Origin of the sequence: Alteribacter populi (assembly GCF_002352765.1) — a bacterium.
GTDB lineage: Bacteria > Bacillota > Bacilli > Bacillales > Salisediminibacteriaceae > Alteribacter > Alteribacter populi.
Map to the genome: position 1 here is coordinate 1,349,424 of NZ_KZ293963.1, position 26,689 is coordinate 1,376,112.

Below are 26,689 nucleotides of genomic sequence, written 5' to 3' on the forward strand. Positions count from 1 at the left end.
GTGCCGAAGAAATCCCCTAACTGTTTACAAACGTTTTTTCGACGGCTCCAACCATTTCATCTCCGTAGTTGGCATTTCCTTCAATATTTTCAATTAAGCCCCTAAGCTCGGTCCAAAACCCGGCTAGTTCAAGCGTATGCTTCTTTCCATCCCAAGAATGAAGGATTAAGATAAGAGGTTTATCTTCGTCCATTCCTTCTTTAAGCGTCCCCCACGTCGTAATGGGAAACCGAATATATGTAAAAGAGTCAGCATCTTCAATTATGTAAATAAGGGTTTGTGCATCTGAATCAGATAGCATTCTCTCACTTGCCTCAAAAGTTTGCAGTTTCTCGTATGTTTCTGCAGTTTTTACTTTTGCCATTAATTTTTCATCATTGTTGGTTATTTCTTCTACCGTCCATGAAGTATTCATCATCATTCCTCCAAAACATAAAGTGAAACTTCCATCATCGGGCCTTCGTTCATCCCCGTTGATCGTGAGTGGAATCGACCAAGCTTTTTACTCCTGGCAGTTGCCCCCTAAACTTTAAGGTCGACGTCTTACTACCAGGTTGGTAGTGGAATAAATCGATTCGTCATAAGTTTATCATAATTCCCCTCTTCACGTTAATCATTCCCTTTTTTCACTAAAGAAATCGATCCTTACTTATGTGCAAATACAGGAATGCTTTCTAAAAGTACAACAAAGCCTCATTGAATTCAAGATAGCGTTATGGAATAATAAAATATCATGTTTTACTTTACAAATTTGGAAGGGTGAACAATGTGCATCAGGAAATTGAAATTGAATTTAAACAACTACTCACTGAAAAGGAGTATACTCAATTAGTCAACGCTTTTTTTCTAGAGGAAGCTAAACCCTTCACCCAAACAAACCACTATTTCGATACAAAAGATTTTATTTTAAAAGAGAACGGCAGTGCACTTCGCATCCGGCAAAAGCAGACAGGTTTTGTGCTAACTTTAAAGCAACCCCATGAAGCTGGTTTATTAGAAACACACCAACAATTACAAGAAGAAGAAGCGATCGAGACTCTCGCCACTGGCATCATTCCAGCAGGGGATGTCCTTACACAGCTTCGCTCTTTTTTACCTGTACAAAGCACGTCTTTTACTTTCTTAGGCAGCTTGACAACAGAACGTATGGAAAAAAAGGTGAATGCGGGCCTACTTGTCCTCGATAAAAGTACTTACCTTGACATAACCGATTATGAATTAGAGTTTGAGTGTCGTGATGAAAAACGAGGAAAAGCCGCGTTCGATAACATCATCACGACATACAACATCCGAGAAAAAAAGACATTAAATAAAATCAGACGGTTTTATGAACGAAAACGAATGATTACTAACGAAAATGAAACAGATGAAAGAGGCGACGAATCCAGTGAATAACTTGATTTCAAAGGACTATTACCAATGGCAGGCGATGAGAACGTTAGGTGCTCGTTTAGGAAACGCAGAAGAACCATCATCCAAGTCTCAAATACCACGTGACGTTGATGCCTTCCAAACGCTTCTCAATCAACAGTTGCACACTTCAAAGGACGAACCTGCTCCTTCAACATCTACACATGTATCACGAAATGAAGCCGAACCAGTTGAAAGCAAGCCTCTCCCTTTGAATGATAAGGAAAAAAAGCTACTCCCTCTCATTGAAGAAATGGCGAGTAAACATGGGGTGGATTCGCGACTGGTTTATTCGATCATCAAGCACGAATCTAACTTCCAAGCAGATGCTACCAGCCATGCTGGAGCAAGAGGATTAATGCAGTTAATGCCACAAACAGCAAAAGGCCTCGGTGTTCAAAACATTTACGATCCTGCTGAAAATATCGAAGCGGGAACACGTTATATCAAGTCGATGTTAAATCGTTATGATGGCAATATTCAGCTCGCCTTGGCAGCGTATAATGCCGGACCTGGGAATGTCGATAAATACGGGGGAATTCCCCCCTTTAAAGAAACGGAATCTTATGTTCCAAAAGTAATGAATACATTACAATACGCTTAAGATCACAACGCCTCTCTTTCGATGGAGAGGCGTTATTTATGTTTGTTTACTTTTTAAGAATAACCGCATAGCGATCTTTTATTTTACAAGAAAAACGCAAGGCGCCCTTACCCGACGACATGCAAATGTTCTGTACGATAAAAAGTGCTTTTTACTTTTATTCCGGCAGGTTATTTGACACGAGACGATGGCGCCTGAAGCTAGACACAGAAACATAGGTCGCTAGCCTAACGCTCAAAAGAACATTTTATATAAAAGGGACAACCAAGAGATATGTAACCGCTTTCAATCACTTTTGTTGCCCATTAGGAGGATGCTTGCTACAATAAGCATAAATTACTGATATCCTTTTTAAACACACACGATTATGGAGATAACTCAAAGACACTCACATAAAGGGGATTATAAATGAACGAACAAGCCAATACACCTTATCAGTACATTGGTGAAGAAAAATTGGTAGAGCTAGTGGATGTTTTCTACACAAACGTTGCTTTGCATCCTGATTTAGCACCGATTTTTCCAGATGACTTTACAGAAACTGCAAGAAAACAAAAGCAATTTTTAACGCAATTTTTAGGCGGGCCGCAACTATACTCCGAAGAGCATGGGCATCCTATGTTACGAGCACGTCATATGCCGTTTGAAATTACCCCAAAGCGAGCAGAGGCATGGCTCGAATGTATGTCTGAAGCGATGGATGAAGTTCAATTGGAAGAACCTTTCAAAAGCGCTTTCTATGAGCGATTAACTCAAACAGCTAAACATATGATAAATACAATGGAGTAAGACACTCCTTTTTAAGGAGGGACGACAAATGAAAACTAGAGAAGGAAACTTCGTATGTTATGACGACTTAGGGATCTGTTGTCCTGAGGAACCGGCTTCGTTTTATCTACAAGATCAAGGAAAAAAGCCAATTGAAATATATATGTTCATTGACCCACTCTGTCCTGAGTGCTGGGCATTGGAACCGGTTGTGAAAAAGCTGCAAATGGAGTATTCTTCTTACTTTAAAATCAGGATATTTTTAGGTCATGAATTAAAAAAGATGAACCCATGTTGCCACCCTAATAACAAACAACAGATTAAAAAGATGGCTCAATCATTTGATGAAACAGCTACACGCACGGGGATGCCTTGTGATGGTGACGTTTGGTACGAACATTCGATTTCAATGCCTTATGTAGCATCTTTAGCCATTAAAGCAGCAGAACTTCAAGGTGGGGCTGCTGGAATGAAATATTTGCGCAGATTGAGAGAGTCTTTATTCTTACACAAACAAAACATTGCCAATGAAGAGGTATTGATCGATTGTGCAACTAGTATTAAGGGATTAGACTTATGTGAATTCCAGCATGACCTCCATTCAGAAAGTGCCGCCAAAGCTTTACGAGGTGATGCGAATACAACAAAGGAGATGGATGTACACACTCTCCCGACACTTGTTTTTTTCAATGACAACGTAGATGAACCCGGCCTTAAAGTCCCAGGTTTGTATGATTATTCTGTCTATGTAGATATCCTCACAGAGATGCTTGGGTACGAACCCGAAAAGTGCCCTCCCATGTCAATTGAACGCTTTTTAAGTTTTTACACTCTCGTTGCATCAAAAGAAATTGCTGTTGTTTTTAATATGACCTGTGAAGAAGTTGATCGGAAAATGAAAACTCTTCAAATTCAGCAAAAGGTAGAGCGTGTCCCAGTAAAATTCGGCAATCTATGGAGATACACTGGGTGAAGCGTTAGGAAAGCTAGGTTAGGGAAACCTGGCTTTTTTTCTTGGGATGTTTTCGTAAAGTTTGTTGCTTTTTTAGTTTTTTTACTGTCTGGCAATGCGTGTCAGGGCAAGCATTCGCTTGTCTAACGCTATAGCAACTAGCGACAAACTTTTACATAAGAGCCGTTATCCACTTTTCTTGTGAACTGCTTGTTGTAAGTTATTTTAAATCCAGATTGATGAGTGTTAACTAATTAAGGTTTCATATTTACCACAAAGTCAAGGGTTACCTTGTGAAACACTTTCTTGCATACATTAAGTATATGCTTCCATACAATAGACCTCAATATTGTTGTGATGATTTTCACAAGATTGACACACCCTTTTACAATTACTTGTACTACTAACCTTCCCTTCTTCATATCATTGATTAATAGAGGTTGTTCAAAAAGTCAACAAAATTCGTTGCAGACAGCTCGCAGCGAAACTGAAGATGTTGTATGGATGAAAAGGTTGCAGCACGCTTTGAACAAGGAGTGTCTTATATTGCAAAAGACATTTATTATCATCGGGATTATTCTCATTTTAGTCAGCTTCTGTTTTCTCGTATTAAGTTTAATGAATATATTTCCTAAATGGCTAAGTATACCTGCCTTATTAGGTTCTATTTTGTTTACAGTTAATCTAATTAATCAACGCCACCGTTTCAAGGGAATTAAGCGGTTTAACGGGTTACGGTGAGTCTGTTTAAGAACGAAAGCGCAAGCGCCTTGGTCACGAGCGACATGCATTTTCGACCGGCAGATTGAAGCTGCTTTCTGGCTTCTTCTGACGGACTAAAATGACCGCGAGCTCGTAGACGCTGGAGCTAGACATTGAAGCGTAGATTTTTATACTTTTAACGCTTGAAAGAGAATTATTACGAAGGCAGACTCCTGATGAACGGTTGAGTCTGCCTTCCCACTATTATTTATTGACCTTCAAAAAGTAATTCTTCGAGTTCATCAAGTGTTTCTTCAAATACCTTTAAAGCCTCTTCAATTGGCTGTGAAGAGGTCATATCTACGCCTGCTTTCTTAAGTACCTCAATAGCGTAGTCCGAACTTCCCGCCTTTAAAAACTCCAAGTAACGGGTTACTGCAGGATCTTCCTCTTCAAGGATTTGTTTTGCCAATGTTGTGGCTGCACTATATCCCGTCGCGTATTGGTATACATAGAAATTGTAATAGAAGTGAGGAATTCTCGCCCACTCAAGACCAATTTCCTCATCCACCACGATGTTTTCACCGAAGTATTTTTTATTTAACTCGTAATAGACTTCTGTAAGTAAATCTGGGGTTAGCGATTCACCATTTGCCGCTTTTTCGTGAATAATCTTTTCGAATTCAGCAAACATTGTTTGTCTGAAAACAGTTCCTCTGAAGCCTTCGAGGAAATGATTTAATAAATATAAACGTTTTTGCTTCTCTTCTGTGACACTCAATAAATGATCGTTTAACAGGGCTTCATTACACGTTGAAGCCACTTCTGCGACAAAAATTGAATAGTTTGCGTATGGGAATGGTTGATGCTTTCTCGTGTAATAACTGTGGACCGAATGTCCAAACTCGTGGGTTAGTGTAAATAAATTATTCACATTATCCTGCCAGTTCATTAAAATATATGGCATTGTACCATACGTACCAGAAGAATACGCGCCGCTTCTCTTTCCGGCATTCTCTTCTACATCAACCCACCGCTTATCAAAACCTTCCTGAATGATTTCTACATATTCATCACCAAGAGGTTCTACACCTTTTTTCACAAGCTCTTTAGCTTCTTCATAGGAGACTTCCATTTTTACTTCTTTTACAAGTGGGGTGTACAAGTCATACATGTGAAGCTCATTTACACCGAGTGCACGCTTTCTAAGATCTACATATCGATGCAAAAGATGCAAGTTATCATTCACTGTATCAACGAGTTGATCGTAAACAACTTCAGGGATATGATTTTTACTCAAAGCTGCCTGTCGTGCAGAATCGTATTTTCGCACTTTTGCATTAAACAAATTCTTTTTAACGTTCCCGCTCAATGTACTGGCAAACGTATTTTTAAATTTACCATATGTTTCGTATACAGCCTTGAAAGCAGCTTCCCTTACAGAACGGTCTTCACTCTCCAAGAAGCGCAAATAACGACCATGTGTAATTTCTACTTCCTTCCCCTTTTCATCTTTCACGGAAGGGAACTTCATATCTGCATTATTAAGCATGCCAAATGTATTCGAAGGTGAGCTAGTTACTTCACTTACTTGAGCAAGTAACGCTTCTTCACTTTCATTAAGGACATGTGGTCTCTTTTCATTTAATTGTTTAAGCATATGACTATAAAGTCCGAGATCTTTATGCTCTTGAATAAAGGATTCCAGTGTTTGTTCTGAAATAGATAAGATTTCAGGAGTGAGAAAGGATGACTCACTACTGACGTGAGAAACGAGTTGAGAGGCACGGTCATTTAGGCCTTGGTAAAATGAATTTGTTGTATCTTGATCATATCGCATATGAGCATATGTATATAATCGACCAAGCTTCTGAGAAATTTCATCTTGATACTGTAGTGCAGAAAAAAGCTGTTCAGCTGAGTCACCTAAATGTCCTTTATATTCTTTTAATTTAGGTAACATGCTTTTAATTTCTTTGAATTGCTCTTCCCATTTTTCGTCTGATTCAAAAATATCTTCTAAATCCCACGTCTTCTCTTTAGGAATTTCATCACGCTTTGGTAAAGCCGTTGCTTGCTTTGCCATATCGACACCTCCAAATTTAATAACTTTAATAAGAGAAAAAATCAAAAATTCCGGGGAAAAAACTTATAAATGCCTACGGAGCTTTTTGTCTCTTCCTCTACTATATGAAGCCAACAAAAAGTATCTTTTGAGATATCTCGCAGTAAAACTGACGAAATCATCCTCATCACTTTTTGCTGAAACTGTCACTTCTTTGAACTTTTCGACTTTTCCCCGCCTGTTTAACCACAAACTTTAATAGAATAGAGCTAATTTGTTTTCCTAAAATTACCTCCATCTTTACCTTTCGATAAGAAAAACAAAAATCCTTTTTCATTCCAAATTATTTTAGTGACACAATGAGCATTATGTTTCTCCAGTCGTGTGCGCGCGCAAATCATAGAGAGTGTGAGACCGCACTTTTGAGCATCATCTCATAGCCAATGCTTCTTCCAATATTTTTTTACAAGTTCAAGAATATATTCATCATCCTTTATTAGCGTACCCATTGTCTTATTTACCGTGACGTGTTTGAGGATACGGTACATGATGGGTCCCTCCTTCCTAATGACACCAAAATAAATCAGAATCTCTAAATATTCTTCTAATAATTGGTTGATCATTCCTCGATCTCTAAAGCGAAGCAGTCGTAATTGAAATTGTTTATGAACAAAAAGTTTGTAAAAAGCGTTAAATAGCTGATGAATGGAAAAGAGATGGTCAGTAGGGGTTTTGTTGATAAACGCCAATAAGATCCACGTTTGCCACCAAAAGGGAGGCGTTATAAGAAAAAATTGAGATGGGATTGGGACCCCCGCTAATGCCGGAAAAAAGGTTGTATTTTTCCCTTTTTCCATCAAGAGAGAGGCCACCGCATATTCAGCTCGAGACTTTTTGTATAACGAGAGTTTCTCTCTTTCTTTTGCTACACGTTTTTTCCATATCAAAAAATATCGATCTATAAAGCGCGTTAAAGTCTCAAGGTTATTCTTTTGTTCTTGAAATACTTTAGAGATACTAGAGTGTTGATTTAAAGGAGTGATGTTAATAAAACACGTTTTCGGTGAGAGGTAAAGAATTGGGTGATAGCGGTAAAATGTAGTGTTATAAGGGTTGAGATAATAAGAGGTTAAGGAAAAGGCACGTTCTTCTGCAGGTAAGTGTAAGAAGTATCCATCCACAGTATGAAAGTCTATCTTATTACCTAGCGGAAAATGGTCCTCTTTCGTTAAACCAATCCACCTTGCCTGGTAGCCGGCATTCTCATAGCCTTGCTGGCGTTTTGTAAATTGATGATATGGAATAGAAGAGTGTTGTAGCTCGAAGATCCACTTAGTGTTTTGATAATCAAACATGAGATCGGGGCGTTGGGAGAGACTAGGTAAAAACTGCTCTACTTTTACGTTTATGTTTTGATCTGAAAGCCATTCAAATAAAAAATATTTCCCTTGAAGATGATCAATCGTTTCATTTTTTATAGATCCCTGGCATGAACGGGCTTTTTCATGTGCAAAGTGCCAAACTTTCTGTGATCCAAGTTTCATTTTAACTGGATTTCTGCAATCCGGACATAAAAAGGAATCTATTCTCCTCATGTCTTCCAATTGCTTTTTCGTCCATCCATCACATAAAGTGAGGAAGGTTCCATCTGATCGAGTAGCAGAAAGCATGCTAATGCTAGCCTCCTTTCTTACCCAATCATACACAAATGCGAACGTATGTTCAAGTATTTTTTTGAAAAATTTTGTTTTTTTCACCTAATTAACGGGAATAACCAATTCAAAAGCCACAAGCTCTTTACGAATGTTCCATATTGATATATTTTACTGTTTCCATGTCGGATAGCGTTGGTAATGCAAATTCCTGTTGATAATCCTCATGCCCTTTTCCCGTTATAACAATCCAGTCACCAGGTTCACTTTGGTCTATAGCTTGTTTGATTGCCAAAGTTCGGTCTGGGGTTATTGAGCCTTTTCCGTTTCCAAAATCTTCATTCATTGCGTCGAGTGCCTCCATCATGTTTTGCAGGGGGACAGAGTTTAAGTCATCGATCGTTAGTATGAATTCATCACTTAATTCCATTGAAATTTCCATCATTTCTCTTCTCTTAAGAATGTCCCTATCCCCTCTAAATCCAAAAACATGAGTGATTTTTTTAGCACGAGAGGCTTTTGCAGTCTTCAAACAATTTAAAATACCATCAGCTGTATGTGCATAATCAACGATAACCGTTGAGCCGTGTTTGGGTTCGAACAATTCAAATCGCCCGGGAACTCCCGAAAAGCATTGAATGGATTGTAATACTCGTTCTTGATTATTTAAAAGTTGTTTGACTAAAACATATGCCATTACTGTGTTATACAAATTGTGCATCCCTGCCATTGAAGAATTAATGATAAAAGTCTCAGTGGCTTCACTAACTTTAACCCATGGCTGTTCAAATGTACTTGCTTCAATCATCCGTAAGTCACAATGGTGTTCCTGCCCAACAGAAAAGGTATTGATTCCTTGCTTTTGTAAAATTCTGTTCAACTTTTCTCCCCAGAAATCATCTTTGTTTATGATAGCCAGACCCTGTTTCTTTAACTTTGTAAAAAGAAGTTGTTTTGTTGTAAAATAATTTTCCATTGTCCCATGATAGTCAAGATGGTCTTGGGTCAAATTCGTGAATAGACAATAGTCAAATGCTACTCCCTCCAACCGGTTTTGAGATAAGCCATGGGAAGATGCTTCAATGATTACTACCGTGTCATTACTTTTGGCCAGCATTTCATATAAAGTTAAAGAGCTTGGCGTAGTATTTTTACTTTTTATAACGTCACCATTAATTATATTATGGATCGTTCCTATAAGAGCACAAGAAATACCGTTATCTTCTAAAATATGTCTTAGGAGGTAGCTTGTCGTTGTCTTCCCGTTCGTACCAGTAATCCCAATCATCGTTTTTTGTTTAGTAGGATTTCCGTTAAAGTTTTTTGCAATAATTCCTAAAGCCTTTCTACTGTTTTTGACTTTTATATAGGGTACTGATAAGTCAACTATATCCTCTTCCCCAACAATAATAACTGCTCCTTGTTTAATAGCTTCTTCTATATAATGATGGCCATCTACTTTATAACCTTTTATGGCTAAAAAAAGAAACCCCTCTTTTACGTCTAGAGAGTTGTCGGCTATTCCTATAATTTCCAAGTCAGCTATTTCTTTAGAGGAGTGCGGTTCAAAGGTTAAATTACGTACTAGATGCCCCAATTTCATTGATCGTCTACTCCTTATAGATTCAATACTTTTAATAGTTGTAAATTATGTAGATTGGTTCATTACTAAGTTCTCCAATCAAATGTCCTTAATCCATCATTTATAACATTTCAAAAGGGTTCCTAAAGAGGAAAATACTAGCGCTTCTTGAAGGTAGCTGCCCGCTTATAAATTCTTTAAAAAAGAAAAAGCCGTTCTATAAGAACAGCTTTGCCTGATATCATAAGATTTGTATTAGCTTCACTTACTCTTTGATTCCGAATCAGCACCAGGGTCGATTGTGATCTTATGGGGCTGCCCTATAGTAACGGTGATAACAGCCTGGAGGTTGATTCTACTACGCGGTAGAAGAACGATCGTTTCAGAAAGGTTTCTTGGCGGATGATGGTAGAATGCTCCATGTCGTAAACGAAATCACTAACAAGAGACTCTACACTTCTTGTTCGATATAGAAAGGCATTTGCTTCGAAGTTCAAATGGAAGCTTCTCATATCCATATTTGCTGTGCCAATTGAAGCAATTTCATTATCAACAATAATCAGCTTACTATGCATAAAGCCTCGGTGATATTCGTAAATTTTCACCCCTGCTTCTAGAAGCTCCGGAAAGTAAGACCGTGAAGCATGGAAGACAATTCGCTTGTCTGGCCTGCTCGGGACGAGAATTCTCACATCGATCCCGCCTAATGCAGCAATTTTAATAGCAGATAGCATATCTTCATCCGGAATAAAGTAAGGACTTGAAATCCACACTGAGCGTTTGGCAGAAGTAATCATCGTAAAAAATAGCTTTTTAATCACTTCCCATCGACTGTCTGGACCGCTAGCAATCATTTGAACGCCGCCTTCTGATGAATTCTCAGGCAGAGACGGAGATAAGTAACCAGGCTTTAAAGCAGCTTCTCCTGTCGCGTAATACCAGTCTCGTAAAAAGATTAGCTGAAGACTACGTACTGCTTCACCTCTAACAAGTAAGTGAGTATCTCGCCAGTGACCGAAATAGCGGTTCTTGCCTAAGTACTCATCACCGATATTCAACCCTCCGATAAACGCATCCTTCGTGTCGACAACGATAATTTTCCGGTGGTTCCGGTAGTTAATTTTATTAGTGAAAAATGGAAGTTTTACAGGAGAGAAAGCGACCATTTGCACCCCGGCATCCCGAAGTTCATGAATATAGCCTTTGGATAACTTCCAGCATCCAACCGCATCATACAAAAAACGAACTTCCACGCCTTGCTTCGCTTTGTTAATAAGAATGTCCTTGATTTCCTTGCCAATTTCATCATCACGGACGATGTAATATTCCAAGTGGATATGGTTAGTGGCTGCATTCAATGCTCGTTTAATATGAGTAAACGTTTCTTTTCCATCGGTTAAAACCCTCGTATCCGTATGAAATGAAATCGGATTATTAGCTAATTGGTGTGCAAGGCGAAACAGCTTTTGTTGATTTTCCCTCATTAATCCAAGCTGCCCTTCATCCAAAGGACGGTTACCCTCAATTTTATAAAACGCCTGTTCATCCATAATCGCTTTTTTTGTAAACGATTTTCGTTTACGGTGATTTTGCCCAAACATTAGATAAAAAAGAAAGCCGAACAAAGGAAAAACACCAAGGACAATGAGCCATGTAAGTGTTTTCGTTGGATTACGGTTTTCCAAAAATATCACAACTGCGATAAAAAACGCTGAAAGTGAAAAAAAGATAGAAGCCCACCCGACGAGCCAGCCTTCCCAATATTCACGTGTAACAAATAAACCTACGATAAGAATAGCTAGAAATACGATAATCTGTAACCGTTTTAACATGCTCTTCTCCCTCTTCTCTCTATATGTCTACTTAAGGAGATCATTTTACATAGGTCATGCTATTCCATTGTAACGAAAAGATACATTTTATACCATATACATTTCAGAAAACTTCGCTTCTTCCGTAGGGGGACATGACCTTGCAGCCTATTCATAACATAGCTGTGCAATTACAATTTCTCTATAGAAAACTTGGCTTAACTCCAAGCCTTAGTTGTACTTATACTTATTCCTTTAAAGAAGTTAAAATACCCTTTCGAAAAACCACATATCGTTCGAATCCGCTACAGGCGGACGCTTTCACCCCTGGGCACAAGTGCGACATCCGTTCTTCCTTCACTTCGTTAGGATTCACTGTGTCTTCACTGCCGCGGGTAACGCTGGAGTTTCCGCCGTATATTTTAAAGTATCAAGGATGCTTTTCCCTTGATACGAGCGGCGTGAAGGTAGCTGTCCTCTTATTAATTATCTTATATGAGTATGTCATTAGCTCAGAAATCATTCATATGAGAAGCATATTATACTTCCGCAGAAGTGTCGTGGTGTCTTCGGGCCTTTATAAGTAAGGCTGTTTTCTAAAAGATTGTTGTTCTTGACACAAAATATATAAACTGCAACATAATAGAAGTAGATTAATTTCCGCTCCGGACAGTCGCTTTCCGCGGAAAGCGTAGTGTATTTCCGAAGCGGTAGGTGATGTCCAGTTTATTTCAGCTGCGAAGATTAAAAGCAACAATACATACGAAAAGAGCCATAATTAAAAGTGAAATATTAAACATGTCTGATGCCTTCATAATTCTGAGCAAAGGGGATAATCATTTTATCTTATAGTAAAAAAAAAGAAGCCGAGCAGAGTCGACTTCCTTTTAATTAAATTTCCCGCTTATAACTTTTAGAGCCTCTTCGGCAATAATTTCTTTTCCGTACTCTTTAATTCTGTAAATGGTCGTGTCGGACTCATAACCAAATTCAAGCATACGACTCAGATGGTTATCTTGCTCCTCGTCGGTAAACTTCTCATCAAGCGTCACGTAGATATAATAACGATCTTCAAAATGATGGAGACTCGTTTCAACGTCTTCGTCAAAGCATTTACTTAAAGAAATGATATCCTCAAAATCTCTAAACCCAATGACGATGCTCAAGGTTAGATCCTTTTCTCCATCTACATCTTCTTTTCTAAATCGGTTATCCAACATGTCCGCAATGTTATCATCCACGACTTGATTTTCATCGTTATCTCCGACAGGAATTTCTAACTTCACATTCCCATCATTTACTTGACCACGTGTCACAATGACTTCAAGTCCTCTGTCTAAAGCATGGACCTGCACCCATAGTGGACCATCCAATTCAAAATTTTCTTGATCATTGGCTTCGTTCATCATTTCAAAGAATAACTCTTCTCCACGTTCGCGACTGTACCAAATCTCATCTTTATCAAAACCTCGTCGTTCTATATCTTTATATGTGATAAAAAACTTTAGAGTCGTATCATTTACGCGTTCAATATCCATAATCGTTCACCCTTCCATTAGAAATTGGTGCACTTCAATTAATCTCTCTTTTTTACTTTTTGTCGTTCTTTTACCCGATAAGATAAAGGTTCAATCCGAATGAGGGCTTACCTTTATTTTAAAAGATGTGACTCGGAAAAGAAATAGTCCTGATCACTTCTTTATCTTGTTTTTCTCAAATAAATGAAAGAATATAAGTTCTTAATTAACGAAAACTTGTATACATTATTATGAAATGAAAAAGAATGGACCAGCTTTAACCTACAATGATAGAAATAATATAAAAACTGTTTTGAAATGATTTTATCGTTAATGTAAGGAGGAATCAACCATTGGATTCTGATTTTTTTGTTGCTCTTTTGACGATTATTGGAATTGACCTCATTTTGGGTGGAGATAACGCTATCGTCGTCGCAATGGCTTGTCGTAAACTCCCTCCTTCTTTAAGAAATAAAGCTATTGTTATTGGTATTATTTTCGCTATTGTTTCCAGAGGGTTTCTAACCATCATAGCAATTCATTTATTATCTATACCATATTTAATGGGAGTTGGTGGAATTTTATTACTCTGGATCGCTTACAAATTATTAACCTCAGATGAAGGTAATAGAGATGTTGCCGGATCGGTTAGCGTATTTACTGCGATAAAAACCATTGTTATCGCTGATGTAGTCATGGGTTTTGACAATGTCCTTGCTGTTGCAGGTGCGGCGCATGGAAACACGGTACTCGTATTCATCGGCTTATTCATTTCTGTTCCGATATTAATATGGGGTAGTAAGATCATTCTGTTTCTTATGAAAAAGTTTCCGATCATCCTTTATTTTGGTGGAGCAGTTTTAGCATTTACGGCTTCCAACATGCTATCCCACGAACCGATTGTTTATTATTTTCTAACTGAAAATAACATCCCTACACTACTATTTTCTGCTGTTATCATTCTAATCGTTATATTAGGGGGATGGATGCAAAATAAAATTCAAGATGTCGTCATTTACAAATGGTAAAGAAAAACCTTATCCATCATTTGAGCGTTTGCTTCCGCCGCATGTTTTTAGGCCTCAAGGATCTTCTTCTCTTGAGAAAAGCTAGCGTGAAGGCAGCTGTCCGATTTTAAATTCTTACCTTTTACGCAGAAGATCTTTTTTATTAAGAGACCTTTTACACACAATTCAGCTTGGCTACGGTCTCCAGCTTGCTTGGGGTTAAAATAAGAGTGACTTTATGCAGCTCCGTAGGCCTGCATCTGCTCACTTTCCGCGGACGAACCGCCAAGCCTCCTCGGGGGTCTCGGCTAGCCCGTTTTTCCGCAGGACGCAGATTACGGCCAACTACGTAGGGGCTAAAAGACTCTCTTGTCGTACAATAGATCTGAGGGGTTTCCCCCATTTCATTTCCGTTTGGTTAGTCACTTACTAAATTCGACATTTGGGGAGGTGCTCCTTTTTTCATGTCTTAAAGAACCCTTGAGCCATGGGCTCAGAAATATGGAATTCATTCTATGAAAAAACCTTCTGCTTTTGACAGAAGGCGTAAGTTTTATTCATTTACGAGTTTCTTTGCTGCTTCTTGGAGTTGGAACGTTCGTACTTTTCTAGGTAAGAAGCGACGAATTTCTGCTTCATTGTAACCAACTTGAATTCGTTTTTCATCCATTATTATTGGCCTTCTTAAAAGACCCGGGTGATCACTGATCAATTGGAATAGTTCTTGTAAAGGCATATCATCAAGATCAACTTCTAATTCTTGAAAAACTTTAGAGCGTGTAGAAATAATTTCATCCGTTCCATCCTCGGTCATACGAACGACCTCTTTGACTTCATCCACAGTTAAGGGTTCGGAAAAGATATTACGTTCCACAAATTCAATATCATGTTCTTGCAACCACGCTTTAGCTTTGCGGCAAGATGTACAACTTGGTGAAGTGAACAGCGTTACCATGTTAACCGACTCTCCCTTCCATTACTTCACAATTTATAACAACAGATGATAATCTGTACTTACATTCAATGTTACAACCCTTATTATACAATAATTATTTTAATTTGGCTAGAGTGTATTCATCAAAATTGAACTGCATTAATACTTATTATATAGTAAACAAAATACAGATTTATTGAGTCCTTTACCCGTTATTTAACCACCTTAAACATAATACAAGGAAGATAATTTTAACCATTGTTCACGATCTCTATAATAAAAGAGGCTGTTCAAAAAGTCCGCTAAAATAGCTTGAACTCCTGCTACATACCACCACGTCCTGTGGCAAACACAGGAGTCACCTCATGGGGAAGCTCGTTGGCTCGCTTCTCCGCTCCTCACGTATCAACATCACACGCTCCGGTGCTCGAAGATTACGCCGCCTCGACCTACTCAGCTCTTTTTATGCTCCTTTTGAACACGTACCAAAAAGAATAAATGTCGATAGTGAAAAAACAATTATCATTTAAAGCTATTAATTATCAATAAGATCTTTCCTTATTTTAATATCATACCATATAGAAAAACTGTCCTGCGTCTGCAAGACAGTTTTTTAGTATTTTATGCAATTGTTTTTGATTGTGATGCAGGACCTCGTCTCGGAATACGGTTGACTTCATCCCATTTTTTCTTTAGCAGATCCTGCCATACTAACTTTTTCTTTTTACGCTTTTTATCTCTTCCTTTCATTCCACACACTCCTTTCATGCCTTCTATTGAGTCTTTGTGCGTTGAGTTCAATAAGAATAGTTATAAAGAAGGTTGAGCTTTATCATCTTCTTCTTCAAATGTGAAGACTTTATCTGTTTCATCATAAGATTCACCATAAATTTGCTCATCTTTATACGTGTGAATCGTTTCATACGTATGTCTCATTTTATTATAGATACTTTCTTCTGATTCGTTCGAAGGAGACCAATATAAAATTTCCATCTCATTAATTTTTCCAGTATCTAATGAACGTCTGCGGTATCCGATTGACTTCGCGTGTTCAAAGCCTTCACGCTTATAAAAGCGCTGTCTCTTCTCTGTATCAGTATCTTCGTAGTCAACCGGTTCCACTTCTAATATAATTGGCTTTTGCTTTTCTTTTAAGTCGCTAATCAACTTTTTACCAATCCCCTTACCCCGGGCATCTTTTGAAACGAATAAGTAGTCAATGAAGATGAAATCATTGGTTTCTGCATACATCAAGACATGGTATTTCCCTTCATCCTTTTTGTATACGTTTTCTTTTTCTTTTAAAAGAAGATCCATGTGCTCTTTTGATTTCATCTCTTCTACAGGAAAGTACTGATTTAGTTTTTCATACCAATTCATATTCGCTACCTCCAATTTTTTCCGTTCAATTTCCGTATGCAGGGGTTTTCTACTTACTATTATATGCTATTTCTGCTAAATGATAAAATCGCATGTTTGCATGACTAGCCATATAATGGAGGTTCCTTATGACTGTAAGTAAAAGACCTGTGAATTGATTAAAAAAACACCTTCATTCTTTAAATTCCTTTAAAACAGAGGAAATATTCATGTAATAAATGGAAAACCCGACTTCTTAAAATGATGAAGTCGGGTTTTTATTTTCTCCCTAGTGTCCGACACTGTTATTTTTCAACAGTGGACTGAGCACTATTCTCTTTTGCGAGCTGAATTTGTTTTTTGACTTGGTTAGGTGACGTTCCACCGTAACTGTTTCGTTGGCCGACAACTTGTTCTGGTGTGAGGACGGTGTAAATGTCTTCAAGGAACAAAGGGCTGAACGTTTGATATTCTTCTAACGATAATTCGAGTAAATATTTCTTTTTATCGATCGCATAAAGGACAATTTTCCCGATCATTTCGTGAGCGTCACGAAAAGGCATGCCTTTCGTAACAAGATAGTCGGCAATGTCGGTAGCGTTAGAGTAATCTTGAGTAACTGCATTGCGCATCGTCTCTTTGTTTACCGTCATTGTCTCAATCATTGGTGCTAGCATTTTTAGTGAACCAACGAGCGTTTCCACCGTGTCGAACATGCCTTCTTTATCCTCTTGCATGTCTTTATTGTATGCTAAAGGTAGTCCCTTCAATACGGTAAGCAATCCCAGCAAATTTCCGTACACTCGCCCTGTTTTTGCCCTAAGTAATTCTGGAACGTCAGGATTTTTCTTTTGAGGCATAATGCTAGACCCTGTACAAAATGAATCATCAAGTTCTACAAAACTAAATTCTTCACTGCTCCACACGACGAGCTCTTCTGACAATCTTGAGATGTGCATCATCATGATTGAAGCTGCAGATAAGAACTCTAAAATGAAATCGCGGTCACTTACCGCATCCATACTATTCGGATAAATATCATCAAAACCTAACAGTTCAGCCACTCGTTCACGATCTATCGGAAAGGTAGTCCCTGCCATCGCTCCGCTTCCAAGAGGCAAGATATTCACTCTGTCCAAACTATCGATGAGACGTTGTTTATCACGCTCCATCATCCAGTAATAAGCCATTACATGATGGGCAAAAGAAACTGGTTGAGCACGTTGTAAATGCGTGTACCCAGGAATCATCGTCTCAATATTCGCTTCAGCTTGTGCCAAAATAGCCGCTTGAACGTCTGCGATGAGCTGAATAATATCGTTTGTATTATTTTTCAAATACAAGTGCATATCTGTTGCGACCTGATCATTTCGGCTTCTCCCTGTATGAAGCTTCCCACCTACAGGACCGATTTCGTCAATTAAAAACTGTTCAATGTTCATATGAATATCTTCGTGAGCAACCGAGTATTCAAGCTCTCCGTTGTCCAGCTTACTTTTTACCGTATGAAGACCTGCCTTAATTTTATTTGCATCATCAGGTGAAATAATCCCGCATTCCCCAAGCATCTGTACATGAGCTAAACTTCCTTGGATATCTTCATTCGCTAATTTTTGATCAAATGAGATCGAAGCTGTTAACTCCTCCACAAGCTTATTTGTATCCTTCGTAAAACGTCCGCCCCATAACTTCGACATCGAATCAGCCTCCTTTATTTCGTCACTGTCTGTTTCTTATCTTTATTTACCTGGGTGTACACCTTTGTTGAGAGACCGAATAGCTTTATAAAACCAACGGCTGAATCATGGTCGAACGCATCTCCTTTTGAATACGTAGCAAGCTCAGGGCTGTATAGACTATAGTCACTTTTACGCGCGACAACTGTATGATTTCCTTTTTGAAGTTTGACACGAATCGTACCAGAAACGACTTGCTGCGTTTCATCTATAAATGCATCAAGTGCTTTTTTTAAAGGTGAAAACCAAAGGCCTTCATAAATAAGCTCTGTCATTTTTTCGTCTACTTGTGTTTTAAATTGCGTAACTTCACGAGGAAGTGTAAGCAATTCCAGCTCCTTATGAGCATTTATCAAAATGAGCGCTGCCGTATTTTCATAAACCTCTCTTGATTTGATCCCGACAAGACGGTTCTCTACGTGATCAATTCTTCCTACCCCATGCTTACCGCCTAGTTCGTTCAACTTTTCAATTAACGGGACGAGCGTCATTTCTTCACCGTTTAAAGCAACTGGCACTCCTTTTACAAATTCAATGTCTACGTATTCCGGCTCATCTGGTGCCATCGAAATCGGAGCTGTCCATTCAAAGGCATCTTCAGGAGCCTCTGCCCACGTATCTTCCAGTACTCCTGCTTCACATGCGCGTCCCCATATATTCGCATCAATCGAATACGGTTTTTCTACGTTTACCGGAACAGCTATTCCTTTTTCCTCTGCATAGGCGATTTCTTCGTCACGGTTCATTCCCCATTCACGGACCGGCGCAATGACTTGCAAATCTGGGTTTAACGATTGAATCGACACATCGAAACGGACTTGATCATTCCCTTTTCCTGTACAGCCATGAGCTACAGCAACAGCTCCTTCTTGTTCGGCGACTTCAACGAGAAGCTTTGAAATAAGCGGTCGTGATAACGCCGAAGAGAGTGGATATTTCCCTTCATATAAACAATTCGCTTTTAATGCCGGTAAAATATAATCCTTTGCGAGCAGTTCTTTTCCCTCAACCATAATTGCTTTTTCTGCACCTGTTTCAAGCGCTTTAATTTTAATCGTTTCAAGATCCTTACCTTCACCTACATCAATCCCTAATGCTATTACATCATATCCGTATTTTTCCTCGATCCATTTAATCGAAACTGACGTATCAAGTCCTCCAGAATAAGCTAGCACAACTTTTTCTTTACTCATTTTCATCTCTCCTTTTTTATAATCATCCTTCACTTTTTCGCGTATGAATATCAATGATACGGTATTTTTATACATTCAGATTAAAAAAATTAGTCCTTCATTAACACTTTTAACAATGCTTTTTGCGCATGTAATCGGTTTTCGGCTTCATCAAAAACGAACGAGTGCTTTCCATCGATGACATCGGATGTTACTTCTTCTCCTCTATGGGCAGGTAAACAGTGTAAAAAGAGATGATCATCTTGTGCATGTTGACAAAGCTCACTCGTCACCTGATATGGCTTGAAGGAGTCCAGTCGTTTTGCTTGCTCTTCCTCATGACCCATACTCGCCCACACATCGGTTACAACCACATCAGCACCTTTGATCGCGTCTTCTGGGTTATCCGTAAAGGAAACGATACTCTGTTTTTCCTCCGCAATCATTTGGGCATGCTTTAGAATTTGAGCATTCGGTTCATATCCAGAAGGGCTTGCTACAGCGATATCCATTCCAGTAAGCGCTGCTCCTTCTAACAAAGAGTGGGTCATGTTGTTATTTCCATCACCAATGAAACAAAGCTTCAATCCTTTCAATTGTCCTTTTTGCTCAACAATTGTCATGAGATCGGCGAGTACTTGAGCGGGGTGATGCAAATCCGTCAATCCGTTAATGATAGGAACTTCTGCGTGTTTCGCTAGCTCCTCAACGGATTCGTGGGCAAATGTACGAATCATAATGCCATCCACATAGCGCGACATCACGCGGGCTGTATCTGCCATTGATTCTCCTCTGCCTAATTGAATATCCTTTGAGCTTAAGAAAATTGCGTGGCCTCCAAGTTGTAGCATTCCTACTTCAAATGACATCCGTGTTCTAGTAGACGACTTTTCAAAAACCATCGCTAATGTTTTTCCTTTTAACGCTTGATGAGGAATGCCTTTTTTTTGCTTTTTCTTAAGGTCCAAAGCTTCTTCTAGTAAAAATAGAAGCTTTTCTTCATTAAGGTCGGCAAGCGTTAAGAAATCACTGCCACTCATTTGTGCTTCAATGGCTGCTTTCTTTTCGATAATCATCTTCCTCTCACCTCGTCAACATCATTTTCTGCTAGCTCATGATAATCGTTTAGTGTTCTTGGTATAACTAAAAGTTCATCCTTTATATAAATGGTGTCAAGCCATGGCTTAACCGTATCGATACTTGTAAAAAACGGGACTTGATATCTGACAGATAATTCACGGATGTAAAAGCCAAACCGTTCGTGTTCACGTCCTTGTGTAGGAATATTTAGAACAAGGTTCGGTTTTTCATTTTTCCAAATATCATGTAAAATCTCTTTATCCTTTGGGACTTTCGTTGCTGAGATTCCATTGATAGCAAGATAATCTGCGGTTCCAGGAGTTGCTAAAATCTGATACCCTTGCGCGGAAAATGCTTGAATCATCCAAATGCACTCTTTTTTTGCGCGATCGGTTATGGAACAAAACAGTGTAGCTCGATTTCCATTCTCCGGTAACGTTCGCTCTTCAACCTGAAGCGCTTTTGAAAAAGCTTCTTGCAAGGATAATCCTAACCCTAACGTTTCCCCTGTCGATTTCATTTCCGGTCCTAAAAGGTGATCGACACCCTTTAATTTACTTGCTGAAAAAATCGGTGCTTTAATTGAATAGTAATTTGGTTCAGGGAGTAATCCATGTTCATCACTTACATCCAATGATTTCCCGAGTTGCACGTGTGTCGCTGACTCGACCATTGGTACACCCGTCACTTTACTCATAATCGGTACCGTTCGCGAAGCCCGTGGATTAACCTCCAGCACGTATACTTCTTTGTCATTCACCACATATTGAATGTTCATCATCCCGATGACTGGTGCTGCTAATGCGATTTTTTCTGCGTATTCGATCATTTTTGCTTTTATTTCATCGCTAATTGAAACGGGTGGAAAAATAGTAATACTGTCACCAGAATGGACGCCTGCTCTTTCCAGATGTTCAAATATCCCTGGAACGACAATCGTCTTCCCATCACTGATCACGTCCAATTCACATTCCATACCAGGAAGGAATTGATCAACAAGCAGCGGCCACTCTTGAGCATTCCCCGCTGACGTCAACCTTTTCATATTTTCGCTTAGCTCAACCCGATTATGGCAAACATACATTGATTGACCTCCGATCACATAGGACGGACGAATCAAGACAGGGTAACCGAGGTCATCTGCAGCCTCCAGCAGATCCTCATCGTGGTACACTGTTTTCCCTGATATATGAGGAATCTGTATGTCATCGAGCAGCTTGTAAAATTTATTGCGGTCTTCTATTTCATCGATCACTTTACTTTCTGTTCCTAGAACATTTACGCCTTCCTCTACTAATGCTTCTGCTACATTAATCGCGGTTTGACCCCCGAACTGAACGAGTACCCCGTCCACGTTCTCTTTTTCAACTACTGCTAAAATGTCTTCAACAGAAAGCGGTTCAAAATACAAGCGGTCTGCAACAGTATAATCTGTACTTACCGTTTCGGGATTGTTGTTCATGACAATCGCTTCATGACCGATTTTTTGAACAGCAAGAGCTGCCTGCACTGAACAGTAATCAAACTCCACTCCTTGACCAATTCTTATCGGGCCGGATCCGACAACGAGAATCTTCTTTTTACCTGACTCCGTCCGAGTCTCCACTTCATCTGAACCTTGCCAAGTGGAATAATAGTAAGGAGTCACAGCATCGAACTCCCCTGCACACGTATCGACAAGTTTATATCCTCGGGTTAAGTTGAGGCTTTTGAGTCTTTTTCTTACTTGTTTTTCATCTATATGAAAGATATCACCTAAGCGTCGGTCACTTATATTCATTGTTTTCGCTCGTTTCAGCAGATCATGCGGCAGGCCATCCCAATGAAATGCGACCAAGTCATTTTCACAATCAACGATTTTCTTCACTTTGGTTAAAAACCAACGATCGATCTCTGTCAACGTGAAGACTTCTTCAGTGGTAAACCCTCGTTTATACGCTTCTGATATCGCAAACAAGCGCATATCAGTCGGCTTTTTCAAGAACGTTTCCAGCTCGTCACGTGTTACTGACGTTATTGAAGGGTGAGATAAACTTGCAGCCTTCATTTCCAACGAACGAATTGCTTTATTAAGGGCTCCTTCAAATGACCGATCGATTGCCATAACTTCTCCAGTCGCTTTCATCTGTGTTCCTAAAGACCTGTCAGCTTCCAAAAACTTATCGAACGGAAAACGCGGAAGTTTAACGACAAGATAATCGAGTGCCGGTTCAAATGAAGCGAACGTATTTTCGGTAATTGGGTTGATAATTTCATCAAGATGATAGCCAATGGCACATTTGGTGGCGATTCGTGCAATCGGATAGCCCGTCGCCTTTGAAGCAAGTGCGGAAGAACGGCTAACCCTTGGATTCACTTCAATAATGTAATACTCATTGGTAGTTGGATTCATGGCAAACTGAATATTACAACCGCCCACGACATCTAAAGCCCGAATTACTTTTAAAGATGCATTTCGAAGGATCTGGTATTGCACATCTGATAACGTTTGCGACGGCGCAACAACAATGGAATCTCCTGTATGAACACCGACCGGATCCATATTTTCCATGTTACAAACAATCGTACACGTATCATTTTCGTCACGCATAACTTCATACTCGATTTCTTTCCAACCTTTAATACTTTTTTCTACCAAAACCTGATCGATCGGACTTAAACGTAACCCTTGTTTTAATACCGCCTCAAACTCTTCATCGTTTACTGCAAATCCGCCCCCTGCTCCACCTAAGGTGTAAGCGGGTCGGATAATTACTGGATAACCCGCTTCTTGGACAAATTGAACGCCTGCTTCGTAGCTTTCAACGATCATAGATTCCGGTGTCGGTTCACCAATCTCAAGCATAAGATTTCGGAATTGTTCTCGATCCTCCCCTTTTTGAATGGAGGCTACAGACGTTCCTAACAACCTCACATTGTGCTTTTGCAGAATCTCATTTTCAAAGAGTTGAACGGTTAAATTGAGACCTGTTTGCCCTCCTAGGGTTCCGATCATCCCATCCGGTTTTTCAATTTCGATTATTTTTTCAATTGATTCAACCGTTAATGGCTCGATATATACGTGGTCGGCAATCGTTTGGTCAGTCATAATTGTCGCAGGATTATTATTCACAAGGACGACTTCTATACCTTCTTCTTTTAATGAAAGGCATGCCTGTGTGCCAGCGTAGTCAAACTCAGCTGCCTGACCGATGACGATAGGACCGGACCCGATGACGAGGATTTTGCTTATCCCATTATGCTTCGGCATACCTTTTCCCTCCTGATACAATGGCTTGTTGTAAAAACTGAGCAAATAAATACTCTGTGTCACTTGGTCCCGGGTGGGCTTCTGGATGAAATTGAACAGATTGGACTGGTAAAGTGAGGTGCTTGATCCCTTCGACTGTCCCGTCATTGACATTTCGAAATGAAATTTGAAAATTAGTCAATAACTCGCGATCTTCTACCACCACATAGCCATGATTTTGTGAAGTGATCCGCACTTTACCCGTGAGCAGTTCCTTAACAGGGTGGTTACCACCTCTATGCCCATTGCTTTGTTTTTTCGTTTTCCCTCCATAAGTCAGGGCAATAAGTTGATGTCCCAGGCAAATTCCTAAAGTCGGGAATTCCTGCGTGATTTTTTTAATCTCAGAAAATGTTGAAGCCAGTGCCATCGGATCACCAGGTCCGTTACTAAGAAGAACCCCATCTGGCTCAAGTGATTTAACTTGATCAAATGAGTACGTATACGGAACGATCGTGACAGAACAACCTTCGTTTAACAAAGCAGCTAAGATCGATTTTTTATATCCATAATCCATGATGACAATATGAGGATATCCACCCTTATACGTCTTGACTTCTTTTGTGGAAACGTGATCGACTAATTTAGCAGATGATACTTCTTGCCATTTGTCATGGACGTTCAATAAGTCTGATTCACGAGCGATCGTACCGTTAACGGTGTGGTGCTTTCGAATCGTTTGAACTAATGCCCTCGTATCCACTTCAGCTAACCCTGGAACTCCAGCTTGTTCGAGCTGATCTGAAAAACGTTTCGTAGCCTGATAATGGCTCGGTTCATCACACAGATCACCGACGATAACTCCTGAAACAGCGGTTTGAAAACTTTCATTGTCATAATCATTCACACCATAGTTACCGATTATTGGATAACAAAATGTAAGGATTTGCCCTGCATAAGACGGGTCAGTAATCATTTCTTGGTAACCGGTCATACCAGTGTTAAACACGACTTCACCAGCTTTATGGTTTAACTCACCTATTAGTTTCCCTTCAAAAATTTCTCCGGTTTCAAGAATCAAATAGCCTTTACTCACCGAAGAGTCCCCCTTTCTGTTTCGACTTGGAAAAGGACTGAATATAGTTTGGAAATAAATTCGTCTATTTCCTCATACGTTGTCGTGAGTGGTGGTAAGACTCGCAAAACATGAGAGCCCGCAGTTAACAACAGAACGCCTTGGCCTCTTGCTTTGTTCACGATATCCTTCGCTGGTATTTTTAAGGCCATTCCTTGAAGCAATCCTTTTCCTTGGACCTTTTCAATAACTGGACACTGCTCTTTTAATTGTTGTAGTTGTTGTGACAAATACTCACCAAGTTCAGTCGTAGTGGAACAAACATCGTTTTCAATCATATAGTTCAAAGTTGCAATTCCTGCTGTACAAGCAATTGGGTTGCCACCAAAAGTCGTTCCGTGTGTTCCTGGTCCAAAAGCTTTAGCAACCTCTTCTGTAGCAATGACTGCGCCAACAGGAATTCCGGAACCGAGCCCTTTTGCCAGTGTCATCACGTCAGGGGTAACCCCGTATTGCTCATAAGCGAAGAGTGTCCCTGTTCTCCCCATCCCTGTTTGGACTTCATCAAAAATAAGTAAAAGGTTGTTTTCTTTACAAATAGCAGCTAGTTGTTTTAGCCAGCTTTGATCAGCTGGAATCACGCCACCTTCACCTTGAACAACTTCGACTAACACTGCACAAGTATCTGGAGTGACAAGGTTGTTTAAGGCTTCAAAGTCGTTATACGGTAAATGACGAAACCCGGAAGCTAATGGGGCATAATCTTCTTTTACATGATTCTGCCCTGTAGCAGACAAGGTTGCTAACGTACGCCCGTGAAATGACTGACTAAATGTAACCACTTCATATGCGTGGGTCTCTTTTACCTTTTTTGCGTATTTCCTGGCAAGCTTGATCGCTGCTTCGTTTGCCTCTGCTCCGCTGTTACAAAAGAACACCTGGTCACCAAAGCTGTATGTTGTTAGTAATTGAGCAAGCTTTTGTTGCGCCGGGATGTGAAACAAATTCGAGCAATGCCAAAGCTCTTCAATTTGGGCTATTATTTGACTTTTCACAACATCTGGAACGTGCCCTAAGTTGCAGGTAGCAATCCCAGATGTGAAATCCAAATACTTTTTACCCCTGTCATCCCAAAGGTAACTTCCTTTTCCTTTTTCAACTGTTAATGGGAAGCGCTGATACGTTTGCATGAGTGATTCTTCTTGATTTGCTAAGTTATTGTCAGACACTGTACCTCTCCCCATCTGCAAAGATTTTTGTTCCTACTTCTTTTCCTGCTAAAAAATCAATAAGACTGTTTTCGGCCAATCCGTTTAGAATGACCACTTGTTCCACTTTGCCTGATAACCCTTCAATACCGGCTTGAACCTTTGGAATCATTCCACCTGTAATTTGTTTTTCTTCGATTAATTGTTCTATTTCTGTTTTAGATATGTGGTGAAGGGTTTGAGTTATCCCATTTTCCTTTCGATAAACGCCTTCAATATCACTAATAAAGCAAAGCTCGGCTGATAGAGCTTTCGCAACAGCAGAAGCGGCCACATCTCCATTGATGTTGTATTTTTGACCCTTTTCATCCACACCTAAAGGGGAGATGACGGGTATGTGTTCTTGTTTTAAAATCTGGTCGATGAAGTCGGTATTAACATGAGTTACTTCCCCTACAAAGCCTAACCGATCTGCGTTCTTCATGGCCTTTGCTTGTAAAAGCGCCCCATCAACTCCACTAATGCCACAAGCACTACCGCCTGCTTTTTGAATCCGGTTTACTAGCTGCTTATTGACGGAGCCACTTAACACCATTTCTACAACGTCCAATACTTCCTTCGTTGTTACCCTTAAGCCATCAACGAATGTCGTTTTCACTCCCAGCTCTGTTAGCAAAGTAGAAATGAGTGGACCTCCGCCATGAACGATAACTGGTTTCCATTTCCCAGAATGATGAAGGTCGTTCAGGTTCTTATAAAAAGACTCCGGCAATTTTTCTAAAACACTACCGCCGCATTTAATCACTAAATAGTTCATCAGCTCACC

At 39.6% G+C, this 26,689-nt stretch carries 22 protein-coding genes; 6 read left to right on the forward strand and 16 right to left on the reverse strand.

The features are described from left to right. Window positions 1–16: 16 nt before the first annotated feature. On the reverse strand, window positions 17–415 hold the full coding sequence (locus tag CDZ94_RS06590; protein ID WP_096435718.1) for a UPF0738 family protein: 399 nt from the start codon (window positions 413–415) through the stop codon (window positions 17–19). Window positions 416–768: 353 nt separating this feature from the next. Between CDZ94_RS06590 and CDZ94_RS06595 the strand changes: the two genes are divergently transcribed. The 5 genes from CDZ94_RS06595 (at window position 769) to CDZ94_RS21205 (ending at window position 4,475) form a co-directional block, all read left to right on the forward strand. Beyond that, window positions 769–1,395 (forward strand): CYTH domain-containing protein, encoded by a 627-nt coding sequence (locus tag CDZ94_RS06595; protein ID WP_096435719.1) that lies wholly within the window; start codon window positions 769–771, stop codon window positions 1,393–1,395. Then, the gene (locus tag CDZ94_RS06600) at window positions 1,388–2,014 is read left to right on the forward strand and encodes a lytic transglycosylase domain-containing protein (protein WP_232735725.1); all 627 of its coding nucleotides are present in this window, start codon (window positions 1,388–1,390) and stop codon (window positions 2,012–2,014) included. Before CDZ94_RS06595 ends, CDZ94_RS06600 begins: the two co-directional genes overlap by 8 nt. 408 nt (window positions 2,015–2,422) lie before the next feature. After that, window positions 2,423–2,803, forward strand: coding sequence for a globin domain-containing protein (locus CDZ94_RS06605; RefSeq protein WP_096435720.1), 381 nt, complete (start codon window positions 2,423–2,425; stop codon window positions 2,801–2,803). A 28-nt stretch (window positions 2,804–2,831) separates the two neighbouring features. Next, window positions 2,832–3,755: a ClpXP adapter SpxH family protein gene (locus CDZ94_RS06610; protein ID WP_096435721.1), complete on the forward strand. Its 924-nt coding sequence runs from the start codon at window positions 2,832–2,834 to the stop codon at window positions 3,753–3,755. A gap of 525 nt (window positions 3,756–4,280) precedes the next feature. Further along, window positions 4,281–4,475 carry a hypothetical protein gene (locus CDZ94_RS21205; RefSeq protein WP_157811943.1) on the forward strand — a complete coding sequence of 65 codons (195 nt, stop codon included), beginning with the start codon at window positions 4,281–4,283 and terminating at the stop codon, window positions 4,473–4,475. Between the two features lie 229 nt (window positions 4,476–4,704). Here the strand turns inward: CDZ94_RS21205 and pepF are convergent, their stop codons facing one another. The 5 genes from pepF to mecA form a co-directional block, all read right to left on the reverse strand. Further along, window positions 4,705–6,522, reverse strand: a complete 1,818-nt coding sequence (gene pepF, locus CDZ94_RS06615) for an oligoendopeptidase F (protein ID WP_096435722.1) — start codon at window positions 6,520–6,522, stop codon at window positions 4,705–4,707. Between the two features lie 413 nt (window positions 6,523–6,935). Further along, window positions 6,936–8,171, reverse strand: a complete 1,236-nt coding sequence (locus CDZ94_RS06620) for a competence protein CoiA (protein ID WP_096435723.1) — start codon at window positions 8,169–8,171, stop codon at window positions 6,936–6,938. 127 nt (window positions 8,172–8,298) lie between these two features. Then, window positions 8,299–9,756 carry a UDP-N-acetylmuramoyl-L-alanyl-D-glutamate--2,6-diaminopimelate ligase gene (locus CDZ94_RS06625; protein ID WP_096435724.1) on the reverse strand — a complete coding sequence of 486 codons (1,458 nt, stop codon included), beginning with the start codon at window positions 9,754–9,756 and terminating at the stop codon, window positions 8,299–8,301. 299 nt (window positions 9,757–10,055) lie between these two features. Further along, window positions 10,056–11,567, reverse strand: coding sequence for a cardiolipin synthase (cls, locus tag CDZ94_RS06630; RefSeq protein ID WP_096435725.1), 1,512 nt, complete (start codon window positions 11,565–11,567; stop codon window positions 10,056–10,058). 866 nt (window positions 11,568–12,433) lie between these two features. Beyond that, entirely contained in the window at window positions 12,434–13,084 is a 651-nt protein-coding gene (gene mecA / locus CDZ94_RS06635) for an adaptor protein MecA (protein WP_096435726.1), read from the reverse strand. A gap of 332 nt (window positions 13,085–13,416) precedes the next feature. On the opposite strand from mecA, the gene CDZ94_RS06640 reads away from it, so the two are divergent. Further along, window positions 13,417–14,091 carry a TerC family protein gene (locus tag CDZ94_RS06640; RefSeq protein WP_096435727.1) on the forward strand — a complete coding sequence of 225 codons (675 nt, stop codon included), beginning with the start codon at window positions 13,417–13,419 and terminating at the stop codon, window positions 14,089–14,091. A 532-nt stretch (window positions 14,092–14,623) separates the two neighbouring features. Here CDZ94_RS06640 and spxA read toward each other — a convergent pair. The 10 genes from spxA to argB all read right to left on the reverse strand — a co-directional run bounded on the left by spxA (window position 14,624) and on the right by argB (window position 26,680). Next, window positions 14,624–15,025 carry a transcriptional regulator SpxA gene (spxA, locus tag CDZ94_RS06645; RefSeq protein WP_096435728.1) on the reverse strand — a complete coding sequence of 134 codons (402 nt, stop codon included), beginning with the start codon at window positions 15,023–15,025 and terminating at the stop codon, window positions 14,624–14,626. 600 nt (window positions 15,026–15,625) lie between these two features. Next, window positions 15,626–15,754 carry a hypothetical protein gene (locus tag CDZ94_RS21815; protein ID WP_280951832.1) on the reverse strand — a complete coding sequence of 43 codons (129 nt, stop codon included), beginning with the start codon at window positions 15,752–15,754 and terminating at the stop codon, window positions 15,626–15,628. 60 nt (window positions 15,755–15,814) lie between these two features. Next, window positions 15,815–16,384 carry a GNAT family N-acetyltransferase gene (locus CDZ94_RS06650; protein WP_096435729.1) on the reverse strand — a complete coding sequence of 190 codons (570 nt, stop codon included), beginning with the start codon at window positions 16,382–16,384 and terminating at the stop codon, window positions 15,815–15,817. Window positions 16,385–16,668: 284 nt separating this feature from the next. Beyond that, window positions 16,669–18,060, reverse strand: a complete 1,392-nt coding sequence (gene argH, locus CDZ94_RS06655; protein ID WP_096435730.1) for an argininosuccinate lyase — start codon at window positions 18,058–18,060, stop codon at window positions 16,669–16,671. Between the two features lie 14 nt (window positions 18,061–18,074). Then, window positions 18,075–19,292, reverse strand: coding sequence for an argininosuccinate synthase (locus CDZ94_RS06660; protein WP_096435731.1), 1,218 nt, complete (start codon window positions 19,290–19,292; stop codon window positions 18,075–18,077). An 89-nt stretch (window positions 19,293–19,381) separates the two neighbouring features. Then, a complete protein-coding gene (argF, locus tag CDZ94_RS06665; protein WP_096435732.1) occupies window positions 19,382–20,347 on the reverse strand; it encodes an ornithine carbamoyltransferase in 966 nt (321 codons plus the stop codon). Continuing rightward, on the reverse strand, window positions 20,344–23,601 hold the full coding sequence (gene carB / locus CDZ94_RS06670; protein ID WP_096435733.1) for a carbamoyl-phosphate synthase (glutamine-hydrolyzing) large subunit: 3,258 nt from the start codon (window positions 23,599–23,601) through the stop codon (window positions 20,344–20,346). Before carB ends, argF begins: the two co-directional genes overlap by 4 nt. Beyond that, complete coding sequence (locus tag CDZ94_RS06675; RefSeq protein ID WP_096435734.1) at window positions 23,588–24,676, reverse strand: carbamoyl phosphate synthase small subunit; 1,089 nt, start codon at window positions 24,674–24,676, stop codon at window positions 23,588–23,590. The genes carB and CDZ94_RS06675 overlap by 14 nt, the downstream gene beginning before the upstream one ends. Next, the gene (locus tag CDZ94_RS06680; RefSeq protein ID WP_342587621.1) at window positions 24,673–25,884 is read right to left on the reverse strand and encodes an aspartate aminotransferase family protein; all 1,212 of its coding nucleotides are present in this window, start codon (window positions 25,882–25,884) and stop codon (window positions 24,673–24,675) included. Before CDZ94_RS06680 ends, CDZ94_RS06675 begins: the two co-directional genes overlap by 4 nt. After that, window positions 25,877–26,680 carry an acetylglutamate kinase gene (gene argB, locus CDZ94_RS06685; RefSeq protein WP_198520824.1) on the reverse strand — a complete coding sequence of 268 codons (804 nt, stop codon included), beginning with the start codon at window positions 26,678–26,680 and terminating at the stop codon, window positions 25,877–25,879. The genes CDZ94_RS06680 and argB overlap by 8 nt, the downstream gene beginning before the upstream one ends. Between the last annotated feature and the right edge of the window lie 9 nt (window positions 26,681–26,689).

Coding starts and splice junctions, on each gene's coding strand:
- pepF (WP_096435722.1), bottom strand. CDS start 6,522: ATGGCAAAGCAAGCAACGGCTTTACCAAAGCGTGATGAAATTCCTAAA.
- mecA (WP_096435726.1), bottom strand. CDS start 13,084: ATGGATATTGAACGCGTAAATGATACGACTCTAAAGTTTTTTATCACA.
- CDZ94_RS06605 (WP_096435720.1), top strand. CDS start 2,423: ATGAACGAACAAGCCAATACACCTTATCAGTACATTGGTGAAGAAAAA.
- CDZ94_RS06650 (WP_096435729.1), bottom strand. CDS start 16,384: ATGAATTGGTATGAAAAACTAAATCAGTACTTTCCTGTAGAAGAGATG.
- CDZ94_RS06620 (WP_096435723.1), bottom strand. CDS start 8,171: ATGCTTTCTGCTACTCGATCAGATGGAACCTTCCTCACTTTATGTGAT.
- argF (WP_096435732.1), bottom strand. CDS start 20,347: ATGATTATCGAAAAGAAAGCAGCCATTGAAGCACAAATGAGTGGCAGT.
- carB (WP_096435733.1), bottom strand. CDS start 23,601: ATGCCGAAGCATAATGGGATAAGCAAAATCCTCGTCATCGGGTCCGGT.
- CDZ94_RS21815 (WP_280951832.1), bottom strand. CDS start 15,754: ATGAAAGGAAGAGATAAAAAGCGTAAAAAGAAAAAGTTAGTATGGCAG.
- CDZ94_RS06625 (WP_096435724.1), bottom strand. CDS start 9,756: ATGAAATTGGGGCATCTAGTACGTAATTTAACCTTTGAACCGCACTCC.
- argB (WP_198520824.1), bottom strand. CDS start 26,680: ATGAACTATTTAGTGATTAAATGCGGCGGTAGTGTTTTAGAAAAATTG.
- cls (WP_096435725.1), bottom strand. CDS start 11,567: ATGTTAAAACGGTTACAGATTATCGTATTTCTAGCTATTCTTATCGTA.
- CDZ94_RS06610 (WP_096435721.1), top strand. CDS start 2,832: ATGAAAACTAGAGAAGGAAACTTCGTATGTTATGACGACTTAGGGATC.
- CDZ94_RS06660 (WP_096435731.1), bottom strand. CDS start 19,292: ATGAGTAAAGAAAAAGTTGTGCTAGCTTATTCTGGAGGACTTGATACG.
- CDZ94_RS06590 (WP_096435718.1), bottom strand. CDS start 415: ATGAATACTTCATGGACGGTAGAAGAAATAACCAACAATGATGAAAAA.
- spxA (WP_096435728.1), bottom strand. CDS start 15,025: ATGGTAACGCTGTTCACTTCACCAAGTTGTACATCTTGCCGCAAAGCT.
- argH (WP_096435730.1), bottom strand. CDS start 18,060: ATGTCGAAGTTATGGGGCGGACGTTTTACGAAGGATACAAATAAGCTT.